Below are 23,966 nucleotides of genomic sequence, written 5' to 3' on the forward strand. Positions count from 1 at the left end.
ACACAACTCCTTGTTATTTGAGTTAAGAATACATTCATATTTAACAAACAGTATTTCATAGTAGTATGTAAAATCATGAATATAATTGAAATTAATTAGTAAACAATTTTATTAATTCTTTAAAAAACAGCACCCGTCCCAGGTGCTGTTTTTTAGTGCCGGTCAGATTTACTTTTTATCCGGCAATGCATAAGCAATTACATAGTCACCAACATCATTTGAATGGCTGGTACCACCGGCTGAAATAACCACATACTCCTTACCGGTTTTCGGAGAGACATAAATCAGCGGAGCAGCAACCGAACCCACTGGCAGGCGTGCTTTCCAAACTTCCTTACCAGTTTTGGCATCTATTGCACGCAGATAATAATCCTGCGTACCGGCAAAAAATACCAGACCGGAGGCAGTGGCTGTCGGACCACCCAGCGTAGGCATACCAATCGGCATTGGCTGTTTTGTCTTAATATTCAGAGGTCCGGTATCCTGAACCGTGCCCATTGGCACCTGCCATACTAGCTGCTTGGTGTTCAAATCAATAGCACTCAGCGTACCAAATGGCGGCTGCTGACATGGTACACCCAGCGGAGATTGCAGAATGTCGATTTTCACACCGCCATAAATACCGGCAACCTGCGGCCGAATCGTACCCATAAATCCCGGTACTTCATCAGTAGAAACCTTGAACTGTTTTGCCTCCTCACGGGTAACCAACTGCATACGCAGTGCCATGCGCATATCGTTCACAAACATCAGATTCCGTGATTCATCAATTGAGATACCACCCCAGTTCATGCCGCCAAGCAGACTTGGCCATTCAATATACGGCTGTGCACTCGGTGGCGTAAACCGGCCTTTGTATACAGAATTCTTAAACAGAATACGGCAATATAACTGGTCAAACGGTGTGATACCCCACATACTGCGTTCAGTCAGCGGCTCATTACCAATATTGGGCATACCCACAGAATCAGGCTGCGTAGCAGACAAATGTTCACCTTCGGCTGCCGGAGCTGTAGGTACAGGGCTTTCCACAACTTTAGTGACAAATTCCCCGTTTCGCCGGTCAATTACAAAAATCTGCCCGGTTTTAGTAGTTTGAATCAGAGCAGGAATTTTCTGGCCTTTATCATTGGTAACATCATACAGTACAGGCTGAGAAGGCAAATCATAATCCCATACATCATGGTGAACCAGCTGACGTACCCAGCGTAATTTACCGGTGCTGGCATCCAGAGCAACCACTGCTGCCCCGAATTTTTCCTTAATATGATTGCGGTCACCACCCCAGTAATCCGGCGGTCCATTGCCGGTTGGTAAATAAACCAGATTCAGTTCTTTATCATAAGTAGGAATAGTCCAGACATTAGGTGTTTCAAGTGTGTAATTCTGACCGGGCTTAGCCAGACCTTCAGGTTTACCAATATCCCATGTCCACACCAGCTTACCGTCACGTACATCAAATGCCCGTACCGCACCAGATGGTTCACCATGAACAATATCTCGAACCCAGCCGCCTACAACAGTTAAATGTCCCATCATTACCGGCAGAGAAGTCGGATGATAGCGCTTACTGTTTTCAGTCGGCCCCATATAAGCCTTGAGATTCACATAACCATTGTCACCAAAACCCGGACATAACGTCCCTTTATCTGCATCCAGAGTAAACAGACGTGCATCCACTGTAGATACAACAATTCTGCGCCGGCATACAGACTGAGTATAAGCGGCTTTTTCAGCATTGGTCAGGCTATCATCCTTATCCATATCATAATAGCCTACCCCGCGGCAGGTTACATGCTCCGCAGTACGTGCTTTAGGATCAAAGCGCCAGATTAACTTACCGGTATCCGCATCAATTGCAGATACCAAATTTTCCGGTGTGCATGAATACAGCTTGTCACCAATCTGCAATGGTGTATTTTCGTCTACACCGATTGCTTTACCGGAAGTACGGCGGCCAGTATGAAATGTCCATGCTACCTGCAGATTACGCACATTATCCGGATTTATCTGGGTATACGGTGCAAAGCGGGTACCGCGCTGATTCCTGCCAAAAAATGCCCAGTCAGACGGATTTTGAGCATTTTCATGTACCGCATCAGCATTCTCACTGATATTAACCTGATTATGAATCTGACCATGCGGATAAAACGACGCAATCAGCGTGACCAGTAAAGCCAGAAATATAACAACTCCGCTAAAATTATAAAAACGGCGGCCGGAAGCTGAAACACCCTGATAGCCACTGCCTGACCACAAAGTCATCATAAGAAACAGTGCAGGTATAACCAGACGCGGCATCAGAGCCCAATAAGTTAACTCCGTTGCATCTGTTAATGCCCAGATTAGCGTTGCCACAAACACTGCCAGCGAAAACAAGGCAGTATAAGACTTACGCAAACCAACCATTATCGCAAGTACCAGATAAGCAATACCAGCCAGTAAATAATAGCCGGAACCGCCCAGTATCAATAGCTTAATTCCGCCATAGCCTAGCGCCAGACCGCCAGCCAGCAATATCAATACAAGCAGCCAGCGTGGCAGATTACGCCAGCAACTTCCTGAAGAACCAGACATCAACTACTCCTAACTTGAATGTGTGAATAAATATTGCTAACCAACATGTAAAGTACATAAAACTTTACTTATCAGGCAGCAATATTTTTAAATTATTTAAAATTAGTTATTTATAAATTAATAAATACAAAAAGATACTTTAAATAAACATAAATAAATTAGAATTTACAAAGTAACTAAATTATTAACCTTTAAATAAGCCATTGTCAAAAAATTAACACTCAGTTTTTTAATACAGGAGGGATGCCCGAATAATGTACTTATCTCAGTACAATCCGAGTTTTATTCACATACAACAAAATATGTTTCTGCCGGAAAGAAGTTAACTTCTTATGTCATTGAATCATCATAAAAACAACAGACATGAAAAAAGCGAAATTGCGGTATTAAGCAATTTCGCCTAAAAAAGCATCCGTAACGATGCCGATAAATAAAATTAGCAATCAGGCTCGTGCAGTCAGCGCAGCAACGGCCGGTAAAGTCTTACCTTCAAGAAACTCCAGAAATGCCCCGCCACCGGTACTGATATAACTGATATCATCAGTTATACCAAACTGAGCAATTGCAGCCAGCGTATCACCGCCACCGGCAATTGAATAAGCATCACTATCAGCAATTGCCTTTGCCAGCACCTTAGTACCATGAGCAAATGCAGCAAATTCGAATACACCTACAGGACCATTCCAGACAATCGTTTTTGCCTCTTTCATCATCTCAGCCAGTCTCTGTGCTGATTGCGGACCAATATCCAGAATCATATCGTCTTCGGCCACATCGGCTACGTTTTTAATTTCAGCAGCTGCATCAGCAGCAAAACGTTTGGCTACCACCACATCAACAGGCAAAGGAATATCACCGCCCTTAGCCGCTATCTTAGCCATAATCTGCCGTGCACTATCAACCAGATCAGCTTCAGCCAGCGATTGCCCTACAGGCAGTCCCTTTGCCAGTAAAAATGTATTGGCAATTCCGCCACCTACAATTAAATGATCCACCTTATCGGCCAGACTTTCCAGAATCGTCAGTTTAGTTGATACTTTACTTCCGCCCACAATAGCCACTACCGGAGCCTGCGGATTCTGTACTGCATGAGTTAACGCTTCCAGTTCAGCTGTCAGCAGCATACCGGCACAGGCCAGCGGTGCAAATTCTGCCACTGCCGCTGTAGAAGCTTCTGCACGATGTGCAGTACCAAAAGCATCATTAACATAGATATCACCAAGCGCAGCATAAGCTGCAGCCAGAGCTTGGTCATTTTCCTTCTCGCCGATATTCAGACGAACATTAGGCAGCATGATTACATGTCCGGCCTGCAACTGTGGTTTGTGTTCACGCCAGTCTTCTGCCACACTGACATTCTGACCTAATAATTCTCCTAATCGTTGCGCCACCGGAGCAACACTGTCTTCCGGTTTTGGAGCGCCGGCTTTCGGTCGTCCCAGATGTGTCAGCACCACAACTGCTGCACCCTGCTGCAAACAAAAACGAATCGAAGCTAAAGAAGCACGAATACGCGTATCATCAACAATAACACCATCTTTAATAGGCACATTCATGTCTACCCGAATCACAACGGTCTTGCCAGACACATCCTGATCAGCTAATTTTTTAAACAACATGGTTGAGTTCCCGCAATAAAAAACGCTGATAAATCTGTTATATCACTCCGTACCTCCCAAAGAATGACAACATCAGCGCATCACAAACAGATAAAATAGTTATAAATCACAAAAAGCTTGAAAAACTTTAAATTATCTTATAATTTACCCATAGGGTAAAGTCACAGACAGGATAAAACTGCCCGTACTTAACCAGCGCCATCACATAATTTATTTATTTAATTGCAGTACACACATAACTACCGAGGTACAACATTATGACTCTTGCTTACTGGTGTGTTTTAATAGCCATGCTTCTGCCATGGATTGCAGCATCTTATGCTAAGAAAAGTGGTGGATTTAAAGCTGATGATAATCATCAGCCCCGTGAATTTATGGCTAAAGCTCAAGGTAAAGCTGCACGTGCTAATGCTGCACAGCAAAATGGTTACGAAATATTTGCACCTTTCGCTGCTGCGGTCATTATTGCCCATGCAACTGATAATGCTGCCCAGTTCACCATTAACTTCTGGAGTGTATTGTTTATTCTCAGTCGTCTAGGTTATTTTTATTGTTACATTAAAGATAAATCTTTTGCCCGTTCATGTATCTGGGGAGTGGGCGTTATCTGTATCATTGCGCTTTACATAGCTGCAATCTGAATACAATACTGGCAAGTAATTTTGATAATTCAATCTGCAATAAAGGGGTAGTATATGAGCAAACAATCAGGTTCATGTCTTTGCGGCAAAGTTAAATTTTCTCTGGAAACAGATAACCACTCACTGAGTGCCTGCCATTGCAGTACCTGCCGTAAATGGAGTGCAGGTCCGCTGATGACAATTATGCATAATGGTAAGATTCAGTTTGAAAATACAGAATTCATCAAAAATTACAATTCATCACAATGGGCGGAACGAGGATTTTGCTCAGAATGCGGTACTCATCTGTATTATCACTTAAAAAATAGCGACCAATACTACATAGCCGCATGGACACTTAACCAGCCTGACGCCCTGGATTTCAATCTTCAGGTTTATATTGATAACAAACCGGAATGCTATTCTTTCGCCAATCAGACACATAACCTGACAGAGGCTGATATTCAGCAAATGATAGCAGAGCAGCAGAAATAATCACGGCCGGATTAGTCTATCCAACAGTTCTTATCCGAATAAATAACTATATTGTTTTATTTAGTTTAATTGCGACCATTCAAGCGGTATGCATTATAGATTAATAACGCATTATAGTTAGAGTTTATCTAAATTAAAATAAAAATAGGAATTGGAGTTGGTATGAATGTAATTAAAAAAAGCTTTTTAATTGGTATTTGTTTGTTGAGTTTCACAGGTGTTGCCGCTGCAAAAGATCTAAAGCAAAGAAATATCGCTCAAGAAGAAGAAAATCGAACACTGGTTATCAATTTTTATAATAACTTCTTTAATAAACATCAACTTGCTGAGGCAACAAAAACACTGGCTGAAGATTATAAACAACATAATCCTTATGTCGCTAATGGTAGAACACCTGCGATTACTTATTTCGAAGATTTCTTTAAACAAAATCCGCAATCAAGTGCCATCATAATTCGTTCATCTGTGGAGGGCGATATAGTATGGTTACATGTCCATTCTAAAATCAATGAAGATGATCTTGGTAAAGCAGTAGTTGATATATTCCGAGTTAAAGATGGAAAAATAGTTGAGCATTGGGATGTGATTCAAAATGTACCAGAGCAGGCAGAAAATAATAATACGATGTTTTAATGATTAATCCGACAACTTATAAGCGCCTTAACAGCGCTTTCTTCGTTCAAGCAAAAACAGACCATATATATTTAATATATAGTCTGTTTTCAATTGGATATTCAGTGAAATTAAACTGTATTACATACGCTCAACAATCATTGCAATACCCTGACCGCCGCCGATACACAGCGTAGCCAGCCCGAACTGAACATCTTTTGCCTGCATACCATATAACAGACTTACCAGAATGCGTGTGCCACTGGCTCCAATCGGATGACCAATCGCAATCGCACCACCATGGATATTGGTCTTATCCATATCAAAATGCAATTCGCGGCCTACTCCGAGGAATTGTGCAGCAAAAGCTTCATTTGCCTCAACCAAATCAATATCTGTCAGTGCCAGACCGGCCTTCTGCAAAGCTTTCTGTGTCGCAGGTACAGGTCCCAGCCCCATCAGTGCAGGACTGACACCAGCACTGGCGTAACTGCGAATACGTGCCAGAGGCTGTAATCCGAGTTCTTTTGCTTTGCTTTCCGCCATCACCAACACAGCAGCAGCACCATCATTAATTCCTGATGAGTTGCCGGCAGTCACCGTTCCATCGGCACTGAATGCCGGTTTCAATTTAGCCAGTGCTTCAGCAGTTGCCTCAGCCCGCGGATATTCATCACGCGCAAATACAGTATCACCTTTACGTGTTTTAATTGTTACGGGCACAATTTCTGCATCAAATACACCGGCTGCAACCGCCTGCGCAGCCAGCTGCTGAGAACGTAAAGCCAGCTCATCCTGTTCCTGCCGGCTGATCTGATATTTCTGTGCAATATTTTCAGCAGTAATCCCCATATGATAATGATTGGTAGCACAGGTCAGCCCGTCGTGTACCATAGTATCAATCACCTGCTGATTACCCATACGATAGCCCCAGCGTGCACGGCTATCCAGCAGATATGGTGCCCGCGTCATATTTTCCATACCGCCGGCTATCACTACCTCTGCATTCTGCGCGGCAATAGACTGAGCGGCCAGTGCTACCGTTTTTAATCCCGAACCGCATACTTTATTAACAGTATACGCCGGTACACTATCAGCCAGTCCGGCTGCCAGGGCTGCCTGTCGTGCCGGATTCTGTCCCAGCCCGGCCTGCAGCACATTACCCATCACTACTTCATCAACCAGCCCGCTTTCAACACCGGCACGGTTTAAAGTTTCAGCAATAACCAGCTTACCCAAATCTATTGTGCCTACACTGGCCAGCGAACCATTAAAGCTGCCTACAGGTGTACGCGCTGCACTGACAATAACTGCATTTTCCATATTTAACTCCTAAATCTGACTGTTACCAGCCTATAAACCACGCTGGCTGATTGCCATTTCACGGAAATCTTCAGCCACAGTAAATTCAGCCTGAGTTTTAGCCTTAATTGTTTCCAGATCAACGCCTGGTGCATGTTCCAGTAAAACCAGTTGTCCGTCTTTAAAACCAAACACAGCTAATTCAGTAACAATCAGATTAACTTTGTTTTTTGCTGTTAGCGGTAAAGTACATTGTTTCAGAATTTTGGATTCACCATTTTTAGTACAATGCTCCATACCAATAATAACCCGGCGCGAACCGGTTACCAGATCCATTGCACCACCCATGCCCGGTACCATTTTGCCCGGTACCATCCAATTTGCCAGATTTGCCTGCTGATCGACTTCCAGACCACCCAGTACACAAGCATCAACATGGCCGCCGCGAATCAGTGCAAATGAAAATGCACTGTCAAAAGTACAACCGCCGGCAGCAATACCACATGGCTGACCACCTGCATTCACCAGATTAGGATTGGCTTTTTCAGGGTCCAGTGCAGCCAGACCGAGAAAACCGTTTTCAGACTGCAAAGTAATATGAATATCTTCCGGTACATAATTGGCTACCTGAGTCGGCAGACCAATACCCAGATTCACCACATCCCCGTCATTGAATTCCAATGCAATTCTGCGTGCAATTAATTCTTTTGCATTCATGGTGACTCTTCCTTTATTCCGGATAAACAATATAATCAACCAGCGCTGCCGGTGTAGTCGCCGCATCAGGTGAAATCTCACCCACTTCAACCACATTGCCTGCTTCAACAATTACCTTTTTCGCAGCCAGAGCAACCAGCGGATTAAAATTCTGAGCAGACAGTTCATACACCAGATTACCCAACTTATCTGCCGTTTTTGCTTCCACAATGGCCAGATCAGCCTGTAATGGCAATTCAAGCAGGTATTCCTGTCCGTTTACCGCGATTTTCTGTTTGCCTTCTTCGACAATTGTTCCCAATCCGGTAGGTGTCAGCACACCACCCAAACCTGCGCCGGCAGCACGAATCCGCTCTGCCAGCGTACCCTGCGGTACCAGTTCAACTTCAATCTCACCGGCAATCATTTTCTTACCGGTTTCCGGATTAGTACCGATATGCGAAGTAATAACTTTTTTGACACGATTATTCGTAATCAGCGGGCCGACACCGGTTTCTACAAACGCAGTATCATTTCCAATAATAGTTAAATCCTTAACCCCTGAATCCAGAATAGCCTGTACCAGTCTGGCGGGCGTACCGATTCCCATAAAACCGCCAAACATAATGGTCATTCCATCCCACAGATGATTTTTTACATCCGCTAAACTGAGCTGTTTTGTTTTCATACTCTTCTAACCTGAGATAAACCAAAGACCGGACAAATACATAACAACTGATTTTGTTATAGATCTATGACAATATTTGATTTGCCGGCGATACCCTGAAAAGCACCGCCGGCAAGTGATTAATTACTCAATGTCCATATCCAGAATTGCTGCACTCAAACCTTTACCATGCATATCATGTGCCAGCGTACGGGTAACACCGCCACCCAAAGCACCATACATAACAAAATTCAGTGCACCAATATTCGGTAATTCATAGCGCACGACATCACCAGTCACGATGTCTGCAAAAAACGCTTTAACCTTTTCCGCAGTCACTGCTGCTTTAATACGTTCATAATCTTCAGGTCGATAAGCAATTACCGAAATATTTGAAGTATTACCTTTATCACCAGTACGAGAGTGTGCAATTTCACGTAACTTCATTATCAAACCTCCAGATAGTCAATACTGGTTGTCACCAGATTACGGGGAATAAATGTTGAATCCATAGCCACAATTTCTTTTACAGATTTCATAGCACCGCCACCGCCGGCCGGACCATTGGTATATAAAGCTTCAACTTCATTACCCACAACTGCTGCCGCAGCTTTAGTTGCGAAACGTCCGGCTACACGCACACGAACTTCATACGGCAGGCTGCTCTGTGACAAAGTTGCACCGTGCAGAGAATCAATACCAATCAGATCAAAACGCACCTCTTGTGGTTCTGCATGTGCAATTTCAAACCGCTCTTTTACGATGGCCAGTGCCAGACGACCGCGCTCTACCGCTCCCGGACCGGCATAGCTCATCTCACCTTCACCAATAAAACCATCTTCATAACCTACAGATACCTTCAGCGTCTCAGGACGGGCACGACCTGTACCGCCAGTAACAGCAACACGGTCTTTACCTACTTGTGTAAAGGTTACCTGCGTGAAATCTGCGGTGACATCCGGTGTTTTATATTCATCCGGGCGATGAATTTCATACAGCATCTGTTCCTTACAGGTATCAGGAGTAACCATGCCGCCAGAGCCTTCAACTTTAGTAATTACTGCATCACCATCGGCACTGATTTCGGCAATCGGAAAGCCCAGACGTGCCAGATCAGGTACATCGCGGTAACCCGGATCAGCAAAATAACCACCAGTAATCTGGCCGGCACACTCAAGCAAGTGTCCCAGAATAGTGCCCTTACCCAGATGCTCCCAATCTTCTGCACCCCATTTAAACTCATGCATCATGATTGACAGGAACAGAGAAGGGTCAGAAACACGGCCGGCAATAACAATATCTGCACCGTTGTCCAGCGCCTGTACCATTGGTTCAGCGCCGATATAAGCATTGGCTGAAACAATTTTCTTACCGCATTGTGAAACCGGTTTTTGCAGCTCATCCAGTGGCAGATCCTGCTGCATAACCTGTTCGTAAACATCATCGCCTTCAATAATGGCAATTTTCAGATTTTTTGCGCCCAGAGAACGTGCGATTTCGGCAGTTACTTTGGCTGCTGCACGCGGATTGGCAGAACCCATATTAGTAACAATCTTGATTCCCTTTTCCAGACAGGCCGGTAATACTGCCTGCATACGCGCTGCCAGTAATTCATTAAAACCGGTTTCCGGATTATGCTTTTTCTGGCGCTGACCGATAGCAATCGTGCGTTCAGCCAGACATTCAAATACCAGATACTGAATATCCCCTTTTTCCGCCAGCTCTACAGCCGGTTCAATCCGGTCGCCACCATATCCGGCACCACAACCAATTCTGATTTTTTTCATATATCATACCCTTTTTACATTCAACAACTTAAAAACAACCTGTTTATATCGGGAATACTCCGAATAACATTGCACCTACAGCCATCACGATAGAAGCTAGCCAAAGTATCGGAATAGAGAATTTCTGATGGTCAGCCAAATCAACGCCGGACAGACTGCACAACAGGAAGGTAGCCGGAGTCAGCGGACTAACCGGGAAACCAGTAGTCATCTGTCCAAGTAAAGAAGCCTGAGCCACCTGAATAGGCGGGAAACCACCAATATTGGCTACCACCGGCATAATGCCGAAATAATAGGAGTCAGGGTCAAATACCAGACTCAGCGGCATTGCTACCAGACTGACAATAAACGGAATATGAGAAGACAAACTGTCAGGTACAAAATGACCGGCTGAATTTGCCATAGCTTTGAGCATACCGGATTCACCCATAATGCCTGTGAACACACCGGCAGCAAACAAAATAGATGCCATCATCAGCGCGCCCTTAGCATGAGCATTAATCCGTGCAGATTGTTCAGCAGGCTTGCGGTAATTTAATGTCAGCGCAATACAGCATGCCACCATAAAAATAACCACTGGTGATATTTTTGTGGCTACCATACCCGTAATTACCAGAATCACCAGAGTAATATTCGCCCAGAATAAATGCGGCCGACGCAGCTTTTGCTCTTCTTCGGTTAATTCTTTTGGCGCAAAATGTGTTGCTGTTTCTTCATTTTCACCACCGATTACCGCACCAGCACCAGCTCCGGCCAGACCTAAGCGTTTTTCTTCTTTGCGTCCCCAGTACCAGCCCATAAACACCATAAACGCCAGCCCGCAAATCTGCGCCGGAATCAGTGGCGTAAACAGATCATGTGTAGATACCTCCAGCGCTGCGGAAGCACGAATCATCGGTCCTGTCCATGGCAGGAAATTTACACCAGCACTCAGTGCTGTAATCCCGGCAAGAATTCGCTTATCAATACCAAGTTTGTTATATAAAGGCAGCATGGCCGGTACTGTAATCAGAAATGTCACAGCTCCATTACCATCCAGATGCGCAATCAATGCCAGAACACCAGTACCAATAATAATTCTCTTAGGATTAGTACCTACCACCTTCAGAATCTTGGCGATAATCGGATCAAACATCCCGGCATCACTTACCACACCGAAGAAAATAATGGCAAACACAAACATCGCTGCCATAGGTGCCAGTTTGGATATTCCTGTTACCACCATTTTTGGTATAACGGTGTAATGAGGTACTACATCCAGACTACCCTGAAACAACGGTACGATATATAGTGCGATTACAGCCCCTAGAATAGGAATAATAATCAAAGCGACTATCGGCGATAACCGCTTGCTCATAATGCAAAATAGCAAAGTTGCAATAGTTAATATGCCTACTAAAGCCAGCATAAGAATCCCCTTTTTGGGTTATTATTAAAAAAGAATAAATGAATAAATATTTAAGAAAGCCTCTGCATTCTCGCCATAACAACACACCCTGTCTAATCGATAATAAAAATCGATTAATAAACAAATTCGATAAATCCGGCAGCATATGAAAAATTTGATAAAACTCAATATGTATTGACGCTAAATATGCTATTGTAGATAGCAATATGGATTTAAATACGGCAAATAATGCTATATGAATATATCAATTAAGCAGATAAAAGCCTTTCTGGCGCTGGTAGAAGAAGATAACTTCACCCGTGCAGCCCAGAAGATCCATTTGTCTCAGCCTGCATTCAGTAGCCTGATTGCCAATCTGGAACAGGAAATCGGCTATCGCCTGTTTGACAGGGATACCCGAAAAGTTCAGCTAAATGAAGACGGAATCCACTTCATCAAACTGGCTCGTGAACTCATGTTTGCCTATGAGCGCACTACCAAAGAAATCCGCTCACATGCCAATAATCATAAGGAAAAACTGGTACTGGCAGTTATGCCGTCTATCGTCGTACAATGGGTTTCACAGCTGCTGGCTACTTTTCATCATCAGCATGCCAATGTCAAAGTTGAATTACTCGATACACAATGGGATTTGTGTCTGCAAGCCCTATTACAAGGACATGCAGAACTGGCGTTAACCGCAAAATCTCCCTCTCTGACTGAAATTTCTGCCGAGTTTCTTTTTTCTGACAAGTTTCATCTTATATGTCATATCAATCATCCACTGGCCAGCAAAGCAGATATTGAATTAAAAGATTTACTTGAATATGGCATGATTGGATTTACTAAAGGTACCAGCATTCGCCATTTCGTTGATAAAATTGTAGATTTATTTGGAATAAATTATGTAGTAGAAGTTAGCCAGCTCACCACCATGATGGGACTGGTAGCGGCTAATTATGGCATTGGCATAGTACCGAGACTAACATTATTTCAATTTGAACATAAAAATCTCGTAGTCAGAGATGTCAGAGACATGAATCTGGAACGTTCCATTTATCTGATTAAACATAAAGAGCGCAAACTATCACCGCAGGCTGAGAATTTTTATCATCACATTAAAGCCAACATATTCAGAGACTAAAAGTATATGCAGATAGCTAATACTATCTGGATGCAGCGGTAGCAGGTACAGCACGACGATATTTAGAAGTTGGGTTCGAATTAATCGTTACACCCCTGACACTAATATAATTTTGCAATTTTTCATAAGTTGCTTTACCAATGCCTTTTACACGCATAATATCTTCCGTGGAATGAAAAGGTCCATGGGCATTACGATAATCAATAATTGCCTGCGCTTTAACTGCACCAATATTCGGTAAAGATTGTAACTGCTGTGAAGAAGCAGTATTAATATTAACAGCGGCCCATAACGAGGCCATAGCAAACAACAGTACCAGAATCATACAAATCTTTTGCACTCTGTATTCTCCTTTGATTAATAAGATGTGCTGATCAAATCATACTTATAAATTGACAATAGCATAAAATATAGGCTCAAATTATGCAATTATTATTTTAATTAATAAAAGTACTATACTATTATGAATATCTCAACTTAACTGTCCCTTTTTCAAACCATCAAAATCAGATAAAAACAGTCTTTCCTTGAAAGGTTTGTGCAGATTCAGGATAATTCGCACTGGATAACCTTTGTCTCTTGCGGCGGAGTACAGTCCATTAACTCACATCGCTATTGCAACCAGCAATCCCCTCATCAAAAGGCAACTTCATGGCTTCACATCTCGCTAATGCTATTCGCTTCCTGGCAATGGACGCAATTGAACAGGCTAACTCAGGGCATCCGGGCGCACCAATGGGTATGGCCGAAATGGCTACTGTAGTGTGGCGCGAATTCCTGCAACACAATCCAGCTAACCCCAAGTTTTACAACCGCGACCGTTTCATCCTTTCGAACGGACACGCATCCATGCTGCTGTATAGTCTGCTGCATCTGAGCGGTTACAATCTCAGTATTGAAGATCTGAAAAACTTTCGCCAGCTGCACAGTAAGACCCCGGGACATCCGGAATATGGCTACACTGATGGTGTAGAAACCACAACCGGACCACTTGGACAAGGAATTGGTAATGCCGTTGGTATGGCACTAGCAGAAAAAATTCTGGCTGCCCGATTTAATAAACCGGGCTTGAATATTGTTGATCACCATACTTACGTATTTGTCGGCGATGGCTGTCTGATGGAAGGAATATCCCATGAAGTATGTTCACTGGCCGGCACGCTTAAACTGGGCAAACTCATTGTTCTGTATGATGACAACAACATCTCAATTGATGGCAAAGTAGACAATTGGTTCAGCGAAAACATTCCTGAACGCTTTACCTCTTACGGCTGGCACACAATTGCCAATGTAGACGGCCATGATGAAACCGCTATCCGCGCAGCCATTACCGCAGCAAAAGCCGAAACCGAGAAACCATCGATTATCTGCTGTAAAACCAGAATCGGCAAAGGTGCCGCTAACAAAGAAGGCAGCCATAAAACCCATGGCGCACCATTAGGTGCCGAAGAAATTGCCGCTACCCGCGCTGCTCTGAACTGGACACATGAACCATTTACCATTCCGCAAGAAATCTATGACGACTGGAGTGCGCTTAAAGCCGGTACTCAACTGGAACAGCAGTGGCAAAATCTGTTTAATCGGTATCAGCAACAATACCCTGCTGAAGCAGCTGAATTTATCCGCCGCATGGACGGTAAACTGCCGGAAAATTTTGCAGAACACGTTCAAAATGCATTAAATGAAGTATGCAGCAAAGCTGAAAAAGTGGCCACCCGTAAAGCCAGTCAGAACAGCATCGAAATTCTGGCACAAATTCTACCTGAATTTGTAGGCGGATCTGCAGATCTTACCCCCTCAAACCTGACCGACTGGTCTGGCAGTACTGCCGTGACAGCCACCAGTGGCGGCAATTACATCCATTATGGCGTGCGAGAATTTGGTATGGCAGCCATTATGAATGGTTTGAGCCTGCACGGTGGTATCAAACCATTCGGAGCTACTTTCCTGATGTTCAGTGAATACGCCCGTAATGCTTTGCGCATGGCTGCACTAATGAAAATCAACCCGATATTTGTATTCACACACGATTCTATCGGCTTGGGAGAAGATGGTCCGACACACCAGCCGATTGAACAAATTGCCACCCTGCGTCTGATTCCGAACATGAGTGTATGGCGACCGTGTGACAGTGCCGAATCACTGATAGCGTGGGCAGATGCCGCCGCTGCAACCAATCACCCCAGTTGCCTGATATTCAGCCGTCAGGGGTTACCATTTATGCCACGGGATAACCAGCAGCTAGCCAATATCCGTCGTGGCGGTTATGTACTGAAAGCACCCGATACAAAGGCTGCACAGGCAGTACTTATTGCCACAGGATCTGAAGTGGAGCTGGCTGTCAATGCTCAGAGCAAATTAGCTGAACAAGGTATTGCCACAACAGTTGTATCTATGCCTAATACCCATATTTTTGATCAGCAGGATCAGGCCTACCGTGACAGCGTCTTACCTGCTCATCTGCCTCGTATTGCCATTGAAGCCGGTGTCAGTGATTCATGGTATAAATATGTGGGTACAAATGGCGCCATTATTGGTATTAATCGTTTTGGTGAATCCGCACCAGCTGAGAAACTCTTTCAGGAATTTGGTTTCACTGTCGAACAGGTTGTTGAAGTAGTGAAAAATATCATTTAAATGAGCATATAAAAAACGCCGGCATTGTTTGCCGGCATTTTTTATATCATTATGAATTAGATTTAATCTTTTACATTTATATGACGTGTTTCCGGCATCATCAGAATAGCTATTACAGATAATAAACTGGTACCTGCTACATAATAAGCCGGCGATATTGCACCAAAATGCCTGATCAGCCAGGTAATCATAAATTGTGCCGTACCACCAAACAAAGTTACACCAATAGCATAAATTAGTGATACAGCGGTTGCGCGTATTTTAATCGGTATCATTTCCGGTATAGCCACTAAACTACTGGCGCCGCTCATCCCTGTTAACAACGTTACCATCATTGTTACCAGCAACAGCATCGCCACACTTTCAGTTTTTACCAACAGATAAAACATCGGTACAATCAGCAGCATTAAAGCCACCCGTGGCCATAACATAATACTTTTACGACCATATTTATCAGCCAGCATACCTGCCAGTAATGAAAACACAAACATCATCAATCCACCCGAAGTAGTGCAGATTTGCGCAATATTTGGCTTAAATTTAAGCGTATCGATAGCAAAAGTAGTCATATAATTACCTACCTGAGCGGTAATAGCCGTCGACATCAGCACCATAATTCCCAGCATCACCTCGTTCCTATAACGGGAAAATATGATTATTATCATCTGAGTACCACTGTGATAAGTCGGTTCTTCCAGCGTTTCCGGTAAGGCACGGCGAATATACAGAGCAATCGGAATTAATACCAGACTTACCAGAAAAGGTATGCGCCAGCCCCATGCATTCAATTGTTCCAGAGTCAGAATACTGGAAACAGTAATACCAACCAAACCACCAATCACTACCGCAATTCCCTGACTGGCCATTTGCCAGCTGGCATAAAAAGCACGTTTATCTGGCGGAGCAGATTCAATCAGCATTGCAGAAGCGGGACCTACTTCTCCGCCTAAAGCCAGCCCCTGAACCATACGTGCAATAACCACAATAACAGGAGCTGCAATCCCGATCACCTCATAGCTGGGTGTAACAGCGAGTCCCAGCGTTCCCAGCGTGATTAATGCCACTGTCAGCATCATCGCTGCCCGGCGACCTTTCTTGTCTGCATAGGCACCAATAAGTAAACCACCCAACGGTCGCGTAAAAAAACCGACACCATATACAGCTACTGCAGCAAGCAAACTGGTGTATTTATCATTATTGGTTGAGGGAAAAAACGATTGCGCAATATACACTGCAAAAAATGAATAAATAATAAAATCATAAAATTCCAGTGCATTCCCTGCCACCGCCGCCGCAATCGCTTTCGCCGGTGGCTTATTATGCTCTATAGCTACTTGTCCTGTATTCATATTATTACTCCAATTATTTTATTAAAAATTCAAATCTGATTTATTTTAAAAAGCGCTCAGCCAGTGCTACCCAGTATGTCGCACCAATAGCTATATTTTTATCATTGAAATCATAATAAGGATTATGCAAATCAAAACCCGAAGCAGCATCCACTTCTTTCAGACCATTACCAATAAACAAATAACTTCCCGGACATTTTTCCAGCATAAATGCAAAATCTTCACTTCCGGCCATTGGTTCAGTCTGATCGACAATATTTTCTTCCGCTACCACTTCACGTGCTACCTGGCGCGCAAACTGAGTTTCTTTACTGGTATTAAATACAGGAGCATATCCATGCTGATAATCCACTTCAGCCACAACATTAAAGCTTTGTGCCTGAGCCTGAGCGATTGCCACAATACGTTGCTGTAACAGCTTACGTACTTCAGGCTTGAAGCAACGCACAGTCAGTTTTAACTCAGCTTGCTCCGGAATCACATTATTCGCCACACCGGCATGAAACATACCTACTGTAACCACAGCCGAATCCAGCGGACTGACATTGCGTGACACAATTGTCTGTAAAGCCATTACGATAGAAGAAGCAGCCACAATCGGATCATGCGTATTGTGCGGTTTCGCGCCATGCCCGCCCACACCTTTTACTGTAATAGTGACCACATCAGATGAAGCCATCATCCAGCCATCATAAAAATGTAGCTGCCCCTGTGGATAACCCGGCATATTATGCATACCATATACGGCATCACACGGATATTTTTCAAACAGACCATCAGCAATCATCCGCATAGCACCACTACCAGATTTGCCATATTCCTCTGCCGGCTGAAAAATCAGATTCAATGTACCATTAAACGATTTTCTGCTGGCTAATACTTTAGCCGCAGCCAATAGCATTACAGTATGTCCATCATGACCACATGCATGCATTTTGCCTGTATGCTGGCTTGTATGCGCAACACCGCTTTCTTCAGTAATCGGCAATGCATCCATATCAGCCCGGATACCAATCCGTCTGTCACCATTTCCAGCTTGAAGTTGCGCTACCAGACCAGTACCACCAATACCCCGTTCAACTTTATATCCCCACTGCTCCAGCAAAGCGGCAACTTTATCGCTGGTTCGATTTTCTGCAAAAGCCAATTCAGGGTGTTGATGAATATCATGACGCAGCTGAACAAAAGTACTTAACTCAGCTTCAATCAGCTCATGAATTTCTTTCATAAACATACCTTTACATTTTTAATGAATTAAGAAGACTATAGCTTAACAAACAAAATTATTATTGACAAAACAAAATAATTTAATACATTGTCTTATAAGATTAATTTTTTAAGTATATTTAAAACAAAATATGAATAATAAAAACCAGTTATTTATATAACCTAAAAGAATAGTTTTCAATATTAATCTGTTTTGTCTCTTTTACATTAAAAAATCTAAATACCCGTCTGATGACAGAACAAAAAATGCACTTTTTGAAATTTAAAGTGCATTTTTATATTTAGAAAAGATATTTAATTAAACCGTGATTTAAAATATTTTTACTCAAGTTTTAATCATTCTTTAATTTTCCATTAAAAAACAATAAAGTTATCAATCCTATTATTGCCAATATGGGCAAAAACCATAAATATCGCCAAGTTACCGGAAAATAACTCAGACGTAACACTCCATTAAAATCAGGCGGTACAGAAACCTGTACCAATGAACCTGAACTATCTGCAGTAACAGATAATATATGATCATCAATCTTAGCAGAATAGCCATACCACCATAAACGCGGGAATATCAGCGTAATATTATCTTTATGTTCTGGAATCTGAACCCAATCTGTATTATTTTCGTGTTTCACAATTCTGACACCAGCTATATCAGGATATACAAAAGGAGAATTATTTTCCCACCCTTTTGTCAGAGTAAATGGTAACGATACATACAAATCACTACGGCTATCTGCTGATTGAACTTCACTATATCCGCACTGCTTAAACTGATGACTAAAGGCAGTATAATCATCCTTATTAACGATAATAGTGCTAATCTGCATCAACACTGCCTGACAAACATTGAATCCTTTTGCACTCTGTAAAATATTCTCCAATGTCGGTTTAGATGCAAAAATACCATGTGCAGACTGATTAACCGGTAATATTTTCTCGAGTCTTTTACTACCTACAGGAGAATAACCATTTATTGATTTAATATCATAAAACCCGAACTGAGCTGAAGCAATATCATTTAATTGCCGGGTTTGTTTTAAATAAATATTTAATGGAAGAGACAAAACGTAACCTTGTAAATTAACATTATCTGGTAACTGAATACGTTCAGTTAATTCGGTCTGACGCAGATAATAACCGCCCAAAGTAGGCAATCCGTTAAGTAACAATAATAAAATTAATAAAGTTAAGCCTATCATCCTGAATGAACTTTTTCTCTCTATAATTATCGGGCTCAATATAAGCAGCCAGACAGAAAAAATTTGCAATACAACATAAAACGGATGAAGATTCCAGGAATTAAAAAAAACCAGACACGATGCAAATAAAATAACTAAAAAATATTTTTTATTAAAATTAGCTAATATACTTTTTTTAAAATTAAATAAATCATGTTCAAGTAAAAACAGCATCAATACTAAACTCAGAATCAATGTTAATGTATCAAAGCCGGCATAAACTGGTAAAAATAAAAAAAATCCACCTAAGATAATATATAAAGAAATATAAATTTTTTTATTTAATATTAGCTTTTTACCTCGGATAGCATGTGCATACTGCAAAATATAGAAAACAGCCAGACAAATAAAAAAAGAAATAAAGGGTAAAAATCGAAATGGCCAGCGCAAAGGACCGAATTGAGCAGGCATTTGCGATAAAAGAAAAAAAACTATAATTAATATAGAAAACCATTTCAGATTATCATTTCGATGCCAAAGTTCTTTGATATTGTGGTAAAAAAATACCATAGGCAAAAATACAGTCGAAAAACCAAAGGGTACTAACACCAGCTTATAGCTGAAATAAGTCATATAATCATAAAAAGTAGGAAAAAAACCCAGAGTAATAGCAGACCATGAAGGAGTAAAAGCTCTGAGTGAACTATCAAATCCACTTACACGATTAGTTAAATCATACGAAAAAATATATTCGGAATAAATTGGGAAAGAAAAAATAAGTGCCAGAATAGCCGGAATACTCAAATAAACAACCTTATTCAACTTACCTGATTGTTTAAATTCAAAAACCAGAGTTATTCCGACAAACACAGCATAACCTATTACTCCATGTGGCCAGCCGGCAGAAAGCAAAAAAATAACTGATGTAAAGTTCAGAATAATATAGGTTTTAGAGTAATTTTTTTTAAGTAATAAAAATGTGGCAATAGACACCATTGCCCATGCCTGTCCGTTTGCGGCATTCCACCAGGCACCCAGATACTGATAAAGAAAGACCGGCTGAATAACTGTAAATGCGGCCAGTGTATAAGCATAACATTTATATAATCTGAATAATCTGGCAATAACCAAGGAAGATAGCGAAACCAATACGATATTTATAAAAGCCAGTATCCACCCAGATAACAGAATATGATGAAAACGAGAAGTAATAAGAGAAACCAGAATATTCTGAGGTAAAAATATACCTTTCCCTAAATCAATCATCTCATTACCACCGATATACATAGAGTCAACTATAAAAGGTATTTTCCCTTCTGACCAAATATGGCCAATCTGTCTGAAAAAACCAAGCAATTCATAAGAAGCATCATCAATACAAAAAAAATCACTCTGATACAGACTACATATAATAATTATTGCAATTGAATAAAATATTGAGAATAACAATGCCTCTTTAACATTTACGTTTTCATTACTCATTATTGGGTTTTCTTTATATTGATATAATTGTCATATGCAGCACACATAGCAGTTATATCTGAACATGAAGGTGACCAGTCTAGCAACTGATTAACTTTTGTAATATCAAGCAAAGTATTCTGATCAGCAATGGTATACTGCTCAGGATATAATATTGTCATACCTATTTTATCCAGTCCGGACAGTACCGGTTTAATCAATCTTGCAGGAGCCGGTATTAAAAAAGATTTTGAATTAGCATGTTTGATGATTGCCTCTAACAGCTCTCTGGTTGTCGGAGGATTTAATGAACCCAAATTAAAGTTTTCTCTGGGAAAGTTATTTTTACAGGCCTGCAAAGCAGCAGTAACACAATCATCAACACTTACCATCTGATAACGATTAGTACCATTTCCTATCATCGGCACAGGTAAATTTAATGATATCAACCTGAATAATTTACCTAATATACCTAAACGCCCGGCTCCGGTAATCAGTCTCGGACGAAAAATAGTAGCATTTAATTTTTCATAACTTCGAATTAATTTTTCTGCTTCAACTTTACTGCTTCCATATGGTCCCAAAGGATTTTGGGGATGCTCCTCTGATACCGGACATGAATTCACTAAACCATAGGTCATATCAGTAGAAAAAAATACCATTCTGGTTGTACCTGCTGCTGACATTGCCTGCAAAATATTTTGAGTACCAGCAACATTCACCTCAAAAAACCAAGCCTGACGATTTGATTTAGGTACATTATCAGCAAACTGTCGTGCAGCCAAATGATAAACAATATCATCCGGTTGAAGATCTAATTTTCTTATATCCTGAACTGAACGTATATCACCATAAACAAACTGACTCTGTTTTTCCAGAGTGCAATCAGTATAATTTTTTATGTCAAAATTAACTACTTCATTACCATTCTGTAATAATTTTCTTATGAGAATCTGTCCTGTGAACCCGCTACCTCCGGTAATAATATGACGCAATTTATGCACTCCTGGAAATAATTATGATTCCTATACAAATAGTAACCAAACCTATAATACGAAGCAGATTAACATTTTCATGTAAAAAGAAATACCCGATAAAAGCAGTAATGATATAACCAATCGATAAAAGCGGATAAGCCAGACTCACTTCAGTTTTGCCCAATACAGCCATCCATAAACCAATACTAATTGCATAAAGGCTCATACCAGTAATAAACCATGCATTCAATATTAGCTGATATCCAAAGTAAAAATAATCTGAAGCACTTTGGGGAAACGTCCCAATAGTCTGCATAGTTTTACGTAATGCAATTTGTGCCAGAGCATTTAGTGTAACGCTGATAACTGCAAGCATAAATGTTAATAAATTCACTCTAACTCTTCCAAATCAGAAAACTAAATATATCTGGCTAACAATATGATATATATTATTAAAGCCAGTAAAATCAGACTTTTTTTATCTTGAATAAAAAATACGATCGGGTCATCGTGCATTAAACCTCTTTTAGTCATCATCCATAAATTACCAATCAGATAGACCATCAATAATTGTGCCAACCATAATAAAGCAGGAGTTCTATAATAAACAATGGTTTCCGGAGCGTTAATATAAAGACCAAAAACAATAATGGCACCAATATATGTACTTATACCTAATGGCCAGAGAATATCTAAATCAGCTTTTATATACCCTCTACCAACAATCGAATTATTCTCATCGGACTTTGAAACTAACTCAGCACACCGTTTTACAGTAGCCAAACTTAAGAATATTAAGACAGAAAATGCCAGTAAAGAGTAACTTAATTCTATATTAGCTACTACTCCGCCTGCTAATATTCTGACGGTATATAAAACGGATAAAACTATTATATCTAATAATATAATCTGTTTTAACCTTAAACTATATAATGTTGTTATTAATAAATATAATAAAAATATACCAAAAAAATATCTTGATATCAAAATAGAAATTAATCCTGCACTCGTTAAAAGCAATAAACTTAGCCTGAGACCCTGAGCAATCGATAAATTTCCGGAAGCAAACGGTCGATGTCTTTTATTCAAATGCTGACGGTCATTTTCCAGATCCCATAAATCATTTAAAATATATGTTGCTGATGCACCTAAAGAAAAAGCGATAAATGCAGTAGATACTATTAAAAATTTTTGAAAATCATAAAACTGAAAAGAAGTAAGGAGTGGAACAAAGAGAAGCAGATTTTTCAAACATTGATGTAAACGTATGGCTTTCAGCCATGTCATCATTTTTTTATCTTTATTGCTGAACTGTTTTAATACCGGCGTTCCGCTTTGCTTTATTATTTTTATAAGTTTATCAGTTTTATTTCCTGTAACAATAGCTCCGCTAGCCTCTTTCCAAATCGGCAAATCAGCACTATCATCCCCTGCATATATAAATTTTCGTCCGATTTTCTGTTCTATCGCATTAAATTTATTTATTCCTTTTAAATTTTTTTGTGAATCCGTAGCAATAACATCATCAAAGCAATTCAAAAAATCCGCTACTTTATATGCAATATCTTTATAGGCAGCAGTAGCAAGTATGACTTTTCTTCCTTGTTGTCGTTGCTTTTGTATGTAGTTAACTAATTCATGACGATAAGGTATTTTATCAGCATTAAAATTACTATGTTCATAGACAAATTTTTTAAATTCTGCCTTACCTTGGAAATATATTTTTATTAATTTGAAAAGCTTAAACGGATATAATTTAAGCATACTGATCAGGGTTTCATGTAATGAATCAGTCAGAATTAATGTTCCATCTAAATCCACAACTAGCGGAAGACTTGATTCTGTCACTATTTTTCCCCAGTATATCGATTAAATAAAGCACTAATTTTACCTAGATGGTAGGCTATCATCAATAGACAACTATCAGGAGGCCTTTCATCAGCATGACTGAAACTCAGACTAACGCACAAGTCTACCTGATAGAAACCTACGGCACTCGCAACTACACTCAGTTCGACTACAGCGACCCCAATCAGCAAATCTACTTTCTCTTCGGTCGCGAAACCACCGGACTGCCCCAGGCATTCGCACAGGCACGCGCCGGGCAATGTCTGCGAATTCCGCAGTCAGAGCACATCCGCTCACTGAACCTGTCCAACGCCGCCGCCATCGTCCTCTACGAAGCGCTGCGTCAGCAGTCCTTCCCCTCTCTGGCCTAGATACAGTAACAG

General features: G+C 41.1%; 21 protein-coding genes. 6 read left to right on the plus strand and 15 right to left on the minus strand.

Annotated elements, in window-relative coordinates; genetic code table 11:
• Window positions 1–168: 168 nt before the first annotated feature.
• The gene (locus tag GYY70_RS06220; protein WP_174831634.1) at window positions 169–2,577 is read right to left on the minus strand and encodes a membrane-bound PQQ-dependent dehydrogenase, glucose/quinate/shikimate family; all 2,409 of its coding nucleotides are present in this window, start codon (window positions 2,575–2,577) and stop codon (window positions 169–171) included.
• Between the two features lie 443 nt (window positions 2,578–3,020).
• Window positions 3,021–4,196: a phosphoglycerate kinase gene (locus tag GYY70_RS06225; protein ID WP_025329981.1), complete on the minus strand. Its 1,176-nt coding sequence runs from the start codon at window positions 4,194–4,196 to the stop codon at window positions 3,021–3,023.
• A gap of 257 nt (window positions 4,197–4,453) precedes the next feature.
• Here GYY70_RS06225 and GYY70_RS06230 point away from each other — a divergent pair, with 257 nt between their 5' ends.
• From GYY70_RS06230 to GYY70_RS06240, 3 genes are all read left to right on the plus strand, one after another.
• Complete coding sequence (locus tag GYY70_RS06230) at window positions 4,454–4,837, plus strand: MAPEG family protein (RefSeq protein ID WP_025329980.1); 384 nt, start codon at window positions 4,454–4,456, stop codon at window positions 4,835–4,837.
• A 54-nt stretch (window positions 4,838–4,891) separates the two neighbouring features.
• Window positions 4,892–5,311, plus strand: a complete 420-nt coding sequence (locus GYY70_RS06235) for a GFA family protein (RefSeq protein ID WP_174831635.1) — start codon at window positions 4,892–4,894, stop codon at window positions 5,309–5,311.
• Between the two features lie 162 nt (window positions 5,312–5,473).
• A complete protein-coding gene (locus GYY70_RS06240; RefSeq protein WP_174831636.1) occupies window positions 5,474–5,944 on the plus strand; it encodes an ester cyclase in 471 nt (156 codons plus the stop codon).
• 120 nt (window positions 5,945–6,064) lie between these two features.
• Here the strand turns inward: GYY70_RS06240 and GYY70_RS06245 are convergent, their stop codons facing one another.
• From GYY70_RS06245 to GYY70_RS06270, 6 genes are all read right to left on the minus strand, one after another.
• Entirely contained in the window at window positions 6,065–7,246 is a 1,182-nt protein-coding gene (locus GYY70_RS06245) for an acetyl-CoA C-acetyltransferase (protein WP_174831637.1), read from the minus strand.
• Between the two features lie 30 nt (window positions 7,247–7,276).
• On the minus strand, window positions 7,277–7,942 hold the full coding sequence (locus tag GYY70_RS06250; protein WP_174831638.1) for a 3-oxoacid CoA-transferase subunit B: 666 nt from the start codon (window positions 7,940–7,942) through the stop codon (window positions 7,277–7,279).
• 13 nt (window positions 7,943–7,955) lie between these two features.
• Entirely contained in the window at window positions 7,956–8,609 is a 654-nt protein-coding gene (gene atoD / locus GYY70_RS06255; protein WP_025329975.1) for an acetate CoA-transferase subunit alpha, read from the minus strand.
• A gap of 123 nt (window positions 8,610–8,732) precedes the next feature.
• Window positions 8,733–9,035, minus strand: coding sequence for a hypothetical protein (locus tag GYY70_RS06260; RefSeq protein ID WP_025329974.1), 303 nt, complete (start codon window positions 9,033–9,035; stop codon window positions 8,733–8,735).
• Between the two features lie 2 nt (window positions 9,036–9,037).
• A complete protein-coding gene (locus GYY70_RS06265) occupies window positions 9,038–10,375 on the minus strand; it encodes an acyclic terpene utilization AtuA family protein (RefSeq protein WP_084562470.1) in 1,338 nt (445 codons plus the stop codon).
• Window positions 10,376–10,418: 43 nt separating this feature from the next.
• On the minus strand, window positions 10,419–11,783 hold the full coding sequence (locus GYY70_RS06270) for a CitMHS family transporter (protein ID WP_025329972.1): 1,365 nt from the start codon (window positions 11,781–11,783) through the stop codon (window positions 10,419–10,421).
• Between the two features lie 235 nt (window positions 11,784–12,018).
• On the opposite strand from GYY70_RS06270, the gene GYY70_RS06275 reads away from it, so the two are divergent.
• A complete protein-coding gene (locus GYY70_RS06275; RefSeq protein ID WP_084547758.1) occupies window positions 12,019–12,906 on the plus strand; it encodes a LysR family transcriptional regulator in 888 nt (295 codons plus the stop codon).
• Window positions 12,907–12,928: 22 nt separating this feature from the next.
• Here GYY70_RS06275 and GYY70_RS06280 read toward each other — a convergent pair whose 3' ends face one another.
• A complete protein-coding gene (locus tag GYY70_RS06280; RefSeq protein WP_244895221.1) occupies window positions 12,929–13,246 on the minus strand; it encodes a ComEA family DNA-binding protein in 318 nt (105 codons plus the stop codon).
• A gap of 311 nt (window positions 13,247–13,557) precedes the next feature.
• Between GYY70_RS06280 and tkt the strand changes: the two genes are divergently transcribed.
• Window positions 13,558–15,543, plus strand: coding sequence for a transketolase (gene tkt / locus GYY70_RS06285; RefSeq protein ID WP_174831639.1), 1,986 nt, complete (start codon window positions 13,558–13,560; stop codon window positions 15,541–15,543).
• Window positions 15,544–15,605: 62 nt separating this feature from the next.
• Here tkt and GYY70_RS06290 read toward each other — a convergent pair whose 3' ends face one another.
• The 6 genes from GYY70_RS06290 to GYY70_RS06315 all read right to left on the minus strand — a co-directional run bounded on the left by GYY70_RS06290 (window position 15,606) and on the right by GYY70_RS06315 (window position 23,583).
• A complete protein-coding gene (locus tag GYY70_RS06290; RefSeq protein WP_174831640.1) occupies window positions 15,606–16,892 on the minus strand; it encodes an MFS transporter in 1,287 nt (428 codons plus the stop codon).
• Window positions 16,893–16,932: 40 nt separating this feature from the next.
• Entirely contained in the window at window positions 16,933–18,120 is a 1,188-nt protein-coding gene (locus tag GYY70_RS06295) for a M20 aminoacylase family protein (protein WP_202984445.1), read from the minus strand.
• Between the two features lie 331 nt (window positions 18,121–18,451).
• Complete coding sequence (locus GYY70_RS06300; RefSeq protein ID WP_174831641.1) at window positions 18,452–20,779, minus strand: hypothetical protein; 2,328 nt, start codon at window positions 20,777–20,779, stop codon at window positions 18,452–18,454.
• Window positions 20,779–21,753, minus strand: a complete 975-nt coding sequence (locus GYY70_RS06305; RefSeq protein ID WP_174831642.1) for an NAD(P)-dependent oxidoreductase — start codon at window positions 21,751–21,753, stop codon at window positions 20,779–20,781. The genes GYY70_RS06300 and GYY70_RS06305 overlap by 1 nt, the downstream gene beginning before the upstream one ends.
• A gap of 1 nt (window position 21,754) precedes the next feature.
• Window positions 21,755–22,129, minus strand: coding sequence for an EamA family transporter (locus tag GYY70_RS12225; protein WP_174831643.1), 375 nt, complete (start codon window positions 22,127–22,129; stop codon window positions 21,755–21,757).
• 23 nt (window positions 22,130–22,152) lie between these two features.
• On the minus strand, window positions 22,153–23,583 hold the full coding sequence (locus tag GYY70_RS06315) for a UbiA family prenyltransferase (RefSeq protein WP_202984446.1): 1,431 nt from the start codon (window positions 23,581–23,583) through the stop codon (window positions 22,153–22,155).
• A gap of 95 nt (window positions 23,584–23,678) precedes the next feature.
• Here GYY70_RS06315 and GYY70_RS06320 point away from each other — a divergent pair, with 95 nt between their 5' ends.
• Complete coding sequence (locus GYY70_RS06320; RefSeq protein ID WP_084562462.1) at window positions 23,679–23,954, plus strand: tRNA (cytidine(34)-2'-O)-methyltransferase; 276 nt, start codon at window positions 23,679–23,681, stop codon at window positions 23,952–23,954.
• Window positions 23,955–23,966: the final 12 nt, after the last annotated feature.

This window comes from Snodgrassella sp. ESL0324 (assembly GCF_013344955.1).
In the GTDB taxonomy this organism is placed as follows: Bacteria; Pseudomonadota; Gammaproteobacteria; order Burkholderiales; family Neisseriaceae; genus Snodgrassella; species Snodgrassella alvi.

Bases quoted from the DNA above. Each gene is read 5' to 3' on its own strand.
- tkt (WP_174831639.1), top strand. From the start codon at position 13,558: ATGGCTTCACATCTCGCTAATGCTATTCGCTTCCTGGCAATGGACGCA.
- GYY70_RS06240 (WP_174831636.1), top strand. From the start codon at position 5,474: ATGAATGTAATTAAAAAAAGCTTTTTAATTGGTATTTGTTTGTTGAGT.
- GYY70_RS06300 (WP_174831641.1), bottom strand. From the start codon at position 20,779: ATGAGTAATGAAAACGTAAATGTTAAAGAGGCATTGTTATTCTCAATA.
- atoD (WP_025329975.1), bottom strand. From the start codon at position 8,609: ATGAAAACAAAACAGCTCAGTTTAGCGGATGTAAAAAATCATCTGTGG.
- GYY70_RS06220 (WP_174831634.1), bottom strand. From the start codon at position 2,577: ATGTCTGGTTCTTCAGGAAGTTGCTGGCGTAATCTGCCACGCTGGCTG.
- GYY70_RS06260 (WP_025329974.1), bottom strand. From the start codon at position 9,035: ATGAAGTTACGTGAAATTGCACACTCTCGTACTGGTGATAAAGGTAAT.
- GYY70_RS06230 (WP_025329980.1), top strand. From the start codon at position 4,454: ATGACTCTTGCTTACTGGTGTGTTTTAATAGCCATGCTTCTGCCATGG.
- GYY70_RS06270 (WP_025329972.1), bottom strand. From the start codon at position 11,783: ATGCTGGCTTTAGTAGGCATATTAACTATTGCAACTTTGCTATTTTGC.
- GYY70_RS06290 (WP_174831640.1), bottom strand. From the start codon at position 16,892: ATGAATACAGGACAAGTAGCTATAGAGCATAATAAGCCACCGGCGAAA.
- GYY70_RS06295 (WP_202984445.1), bottom strand. From the start codon at position 18,120: ATGAAAGAAATTCATGAGCTGATTGAAGCTGAGTTAAGTACTTTTGTT.
- GYY70_RS06225 (WP_025329981.1), bottom strand. From the start codon at position 4,196: ATGTTGTTTAAAAAATTAGCTGATCAGGATGTGTCTGGCAAGACCGTT.
- GYY70_RS06245 (WP_174831637.1), bottom strand. From the start codon at position 7,246: ATGGAAAATGCAGTTATTGTCAGTGCAGCGCGTACACCTGTAGGCAGC.
- GYY70_RS06235 (WP_174831635.1), top strand. From the start codon at position 4,892: ATGAGCAAACAATCAGGTTCATGTCTTTGCGGCAAAGTTAAATTTTCT.
- GYY70_RS06265 (WP_084562470.1), bottom strand. From the start codon at position 10,375: ATGAAAAAAATCAGAATTGGTTGTGGTGCCGGATATGGTGGCGACCGG.
- GYY70_RS06250 (WP_174831638.1), bottom strand. From the start codon at position 7,942: ATGAATGCAAAAGAATTAATTGCACGCAGAATTGCATTGGAATTCAAT.
- GYY70_RS06275 (WP_084547758.1), top strand. From the start codon at position 12,019: ATGAATATATCAATTAAGCAGATAAAAGCCTTTCTGGCGCTGGTAGAA.
- GYY70_RS06320 (WP_084562462.1), top strand. From the start codon at position 23,679: ATGACTGAAACTCAGACTAACGCACAAGTCTACCTGATAGAAACCTAC.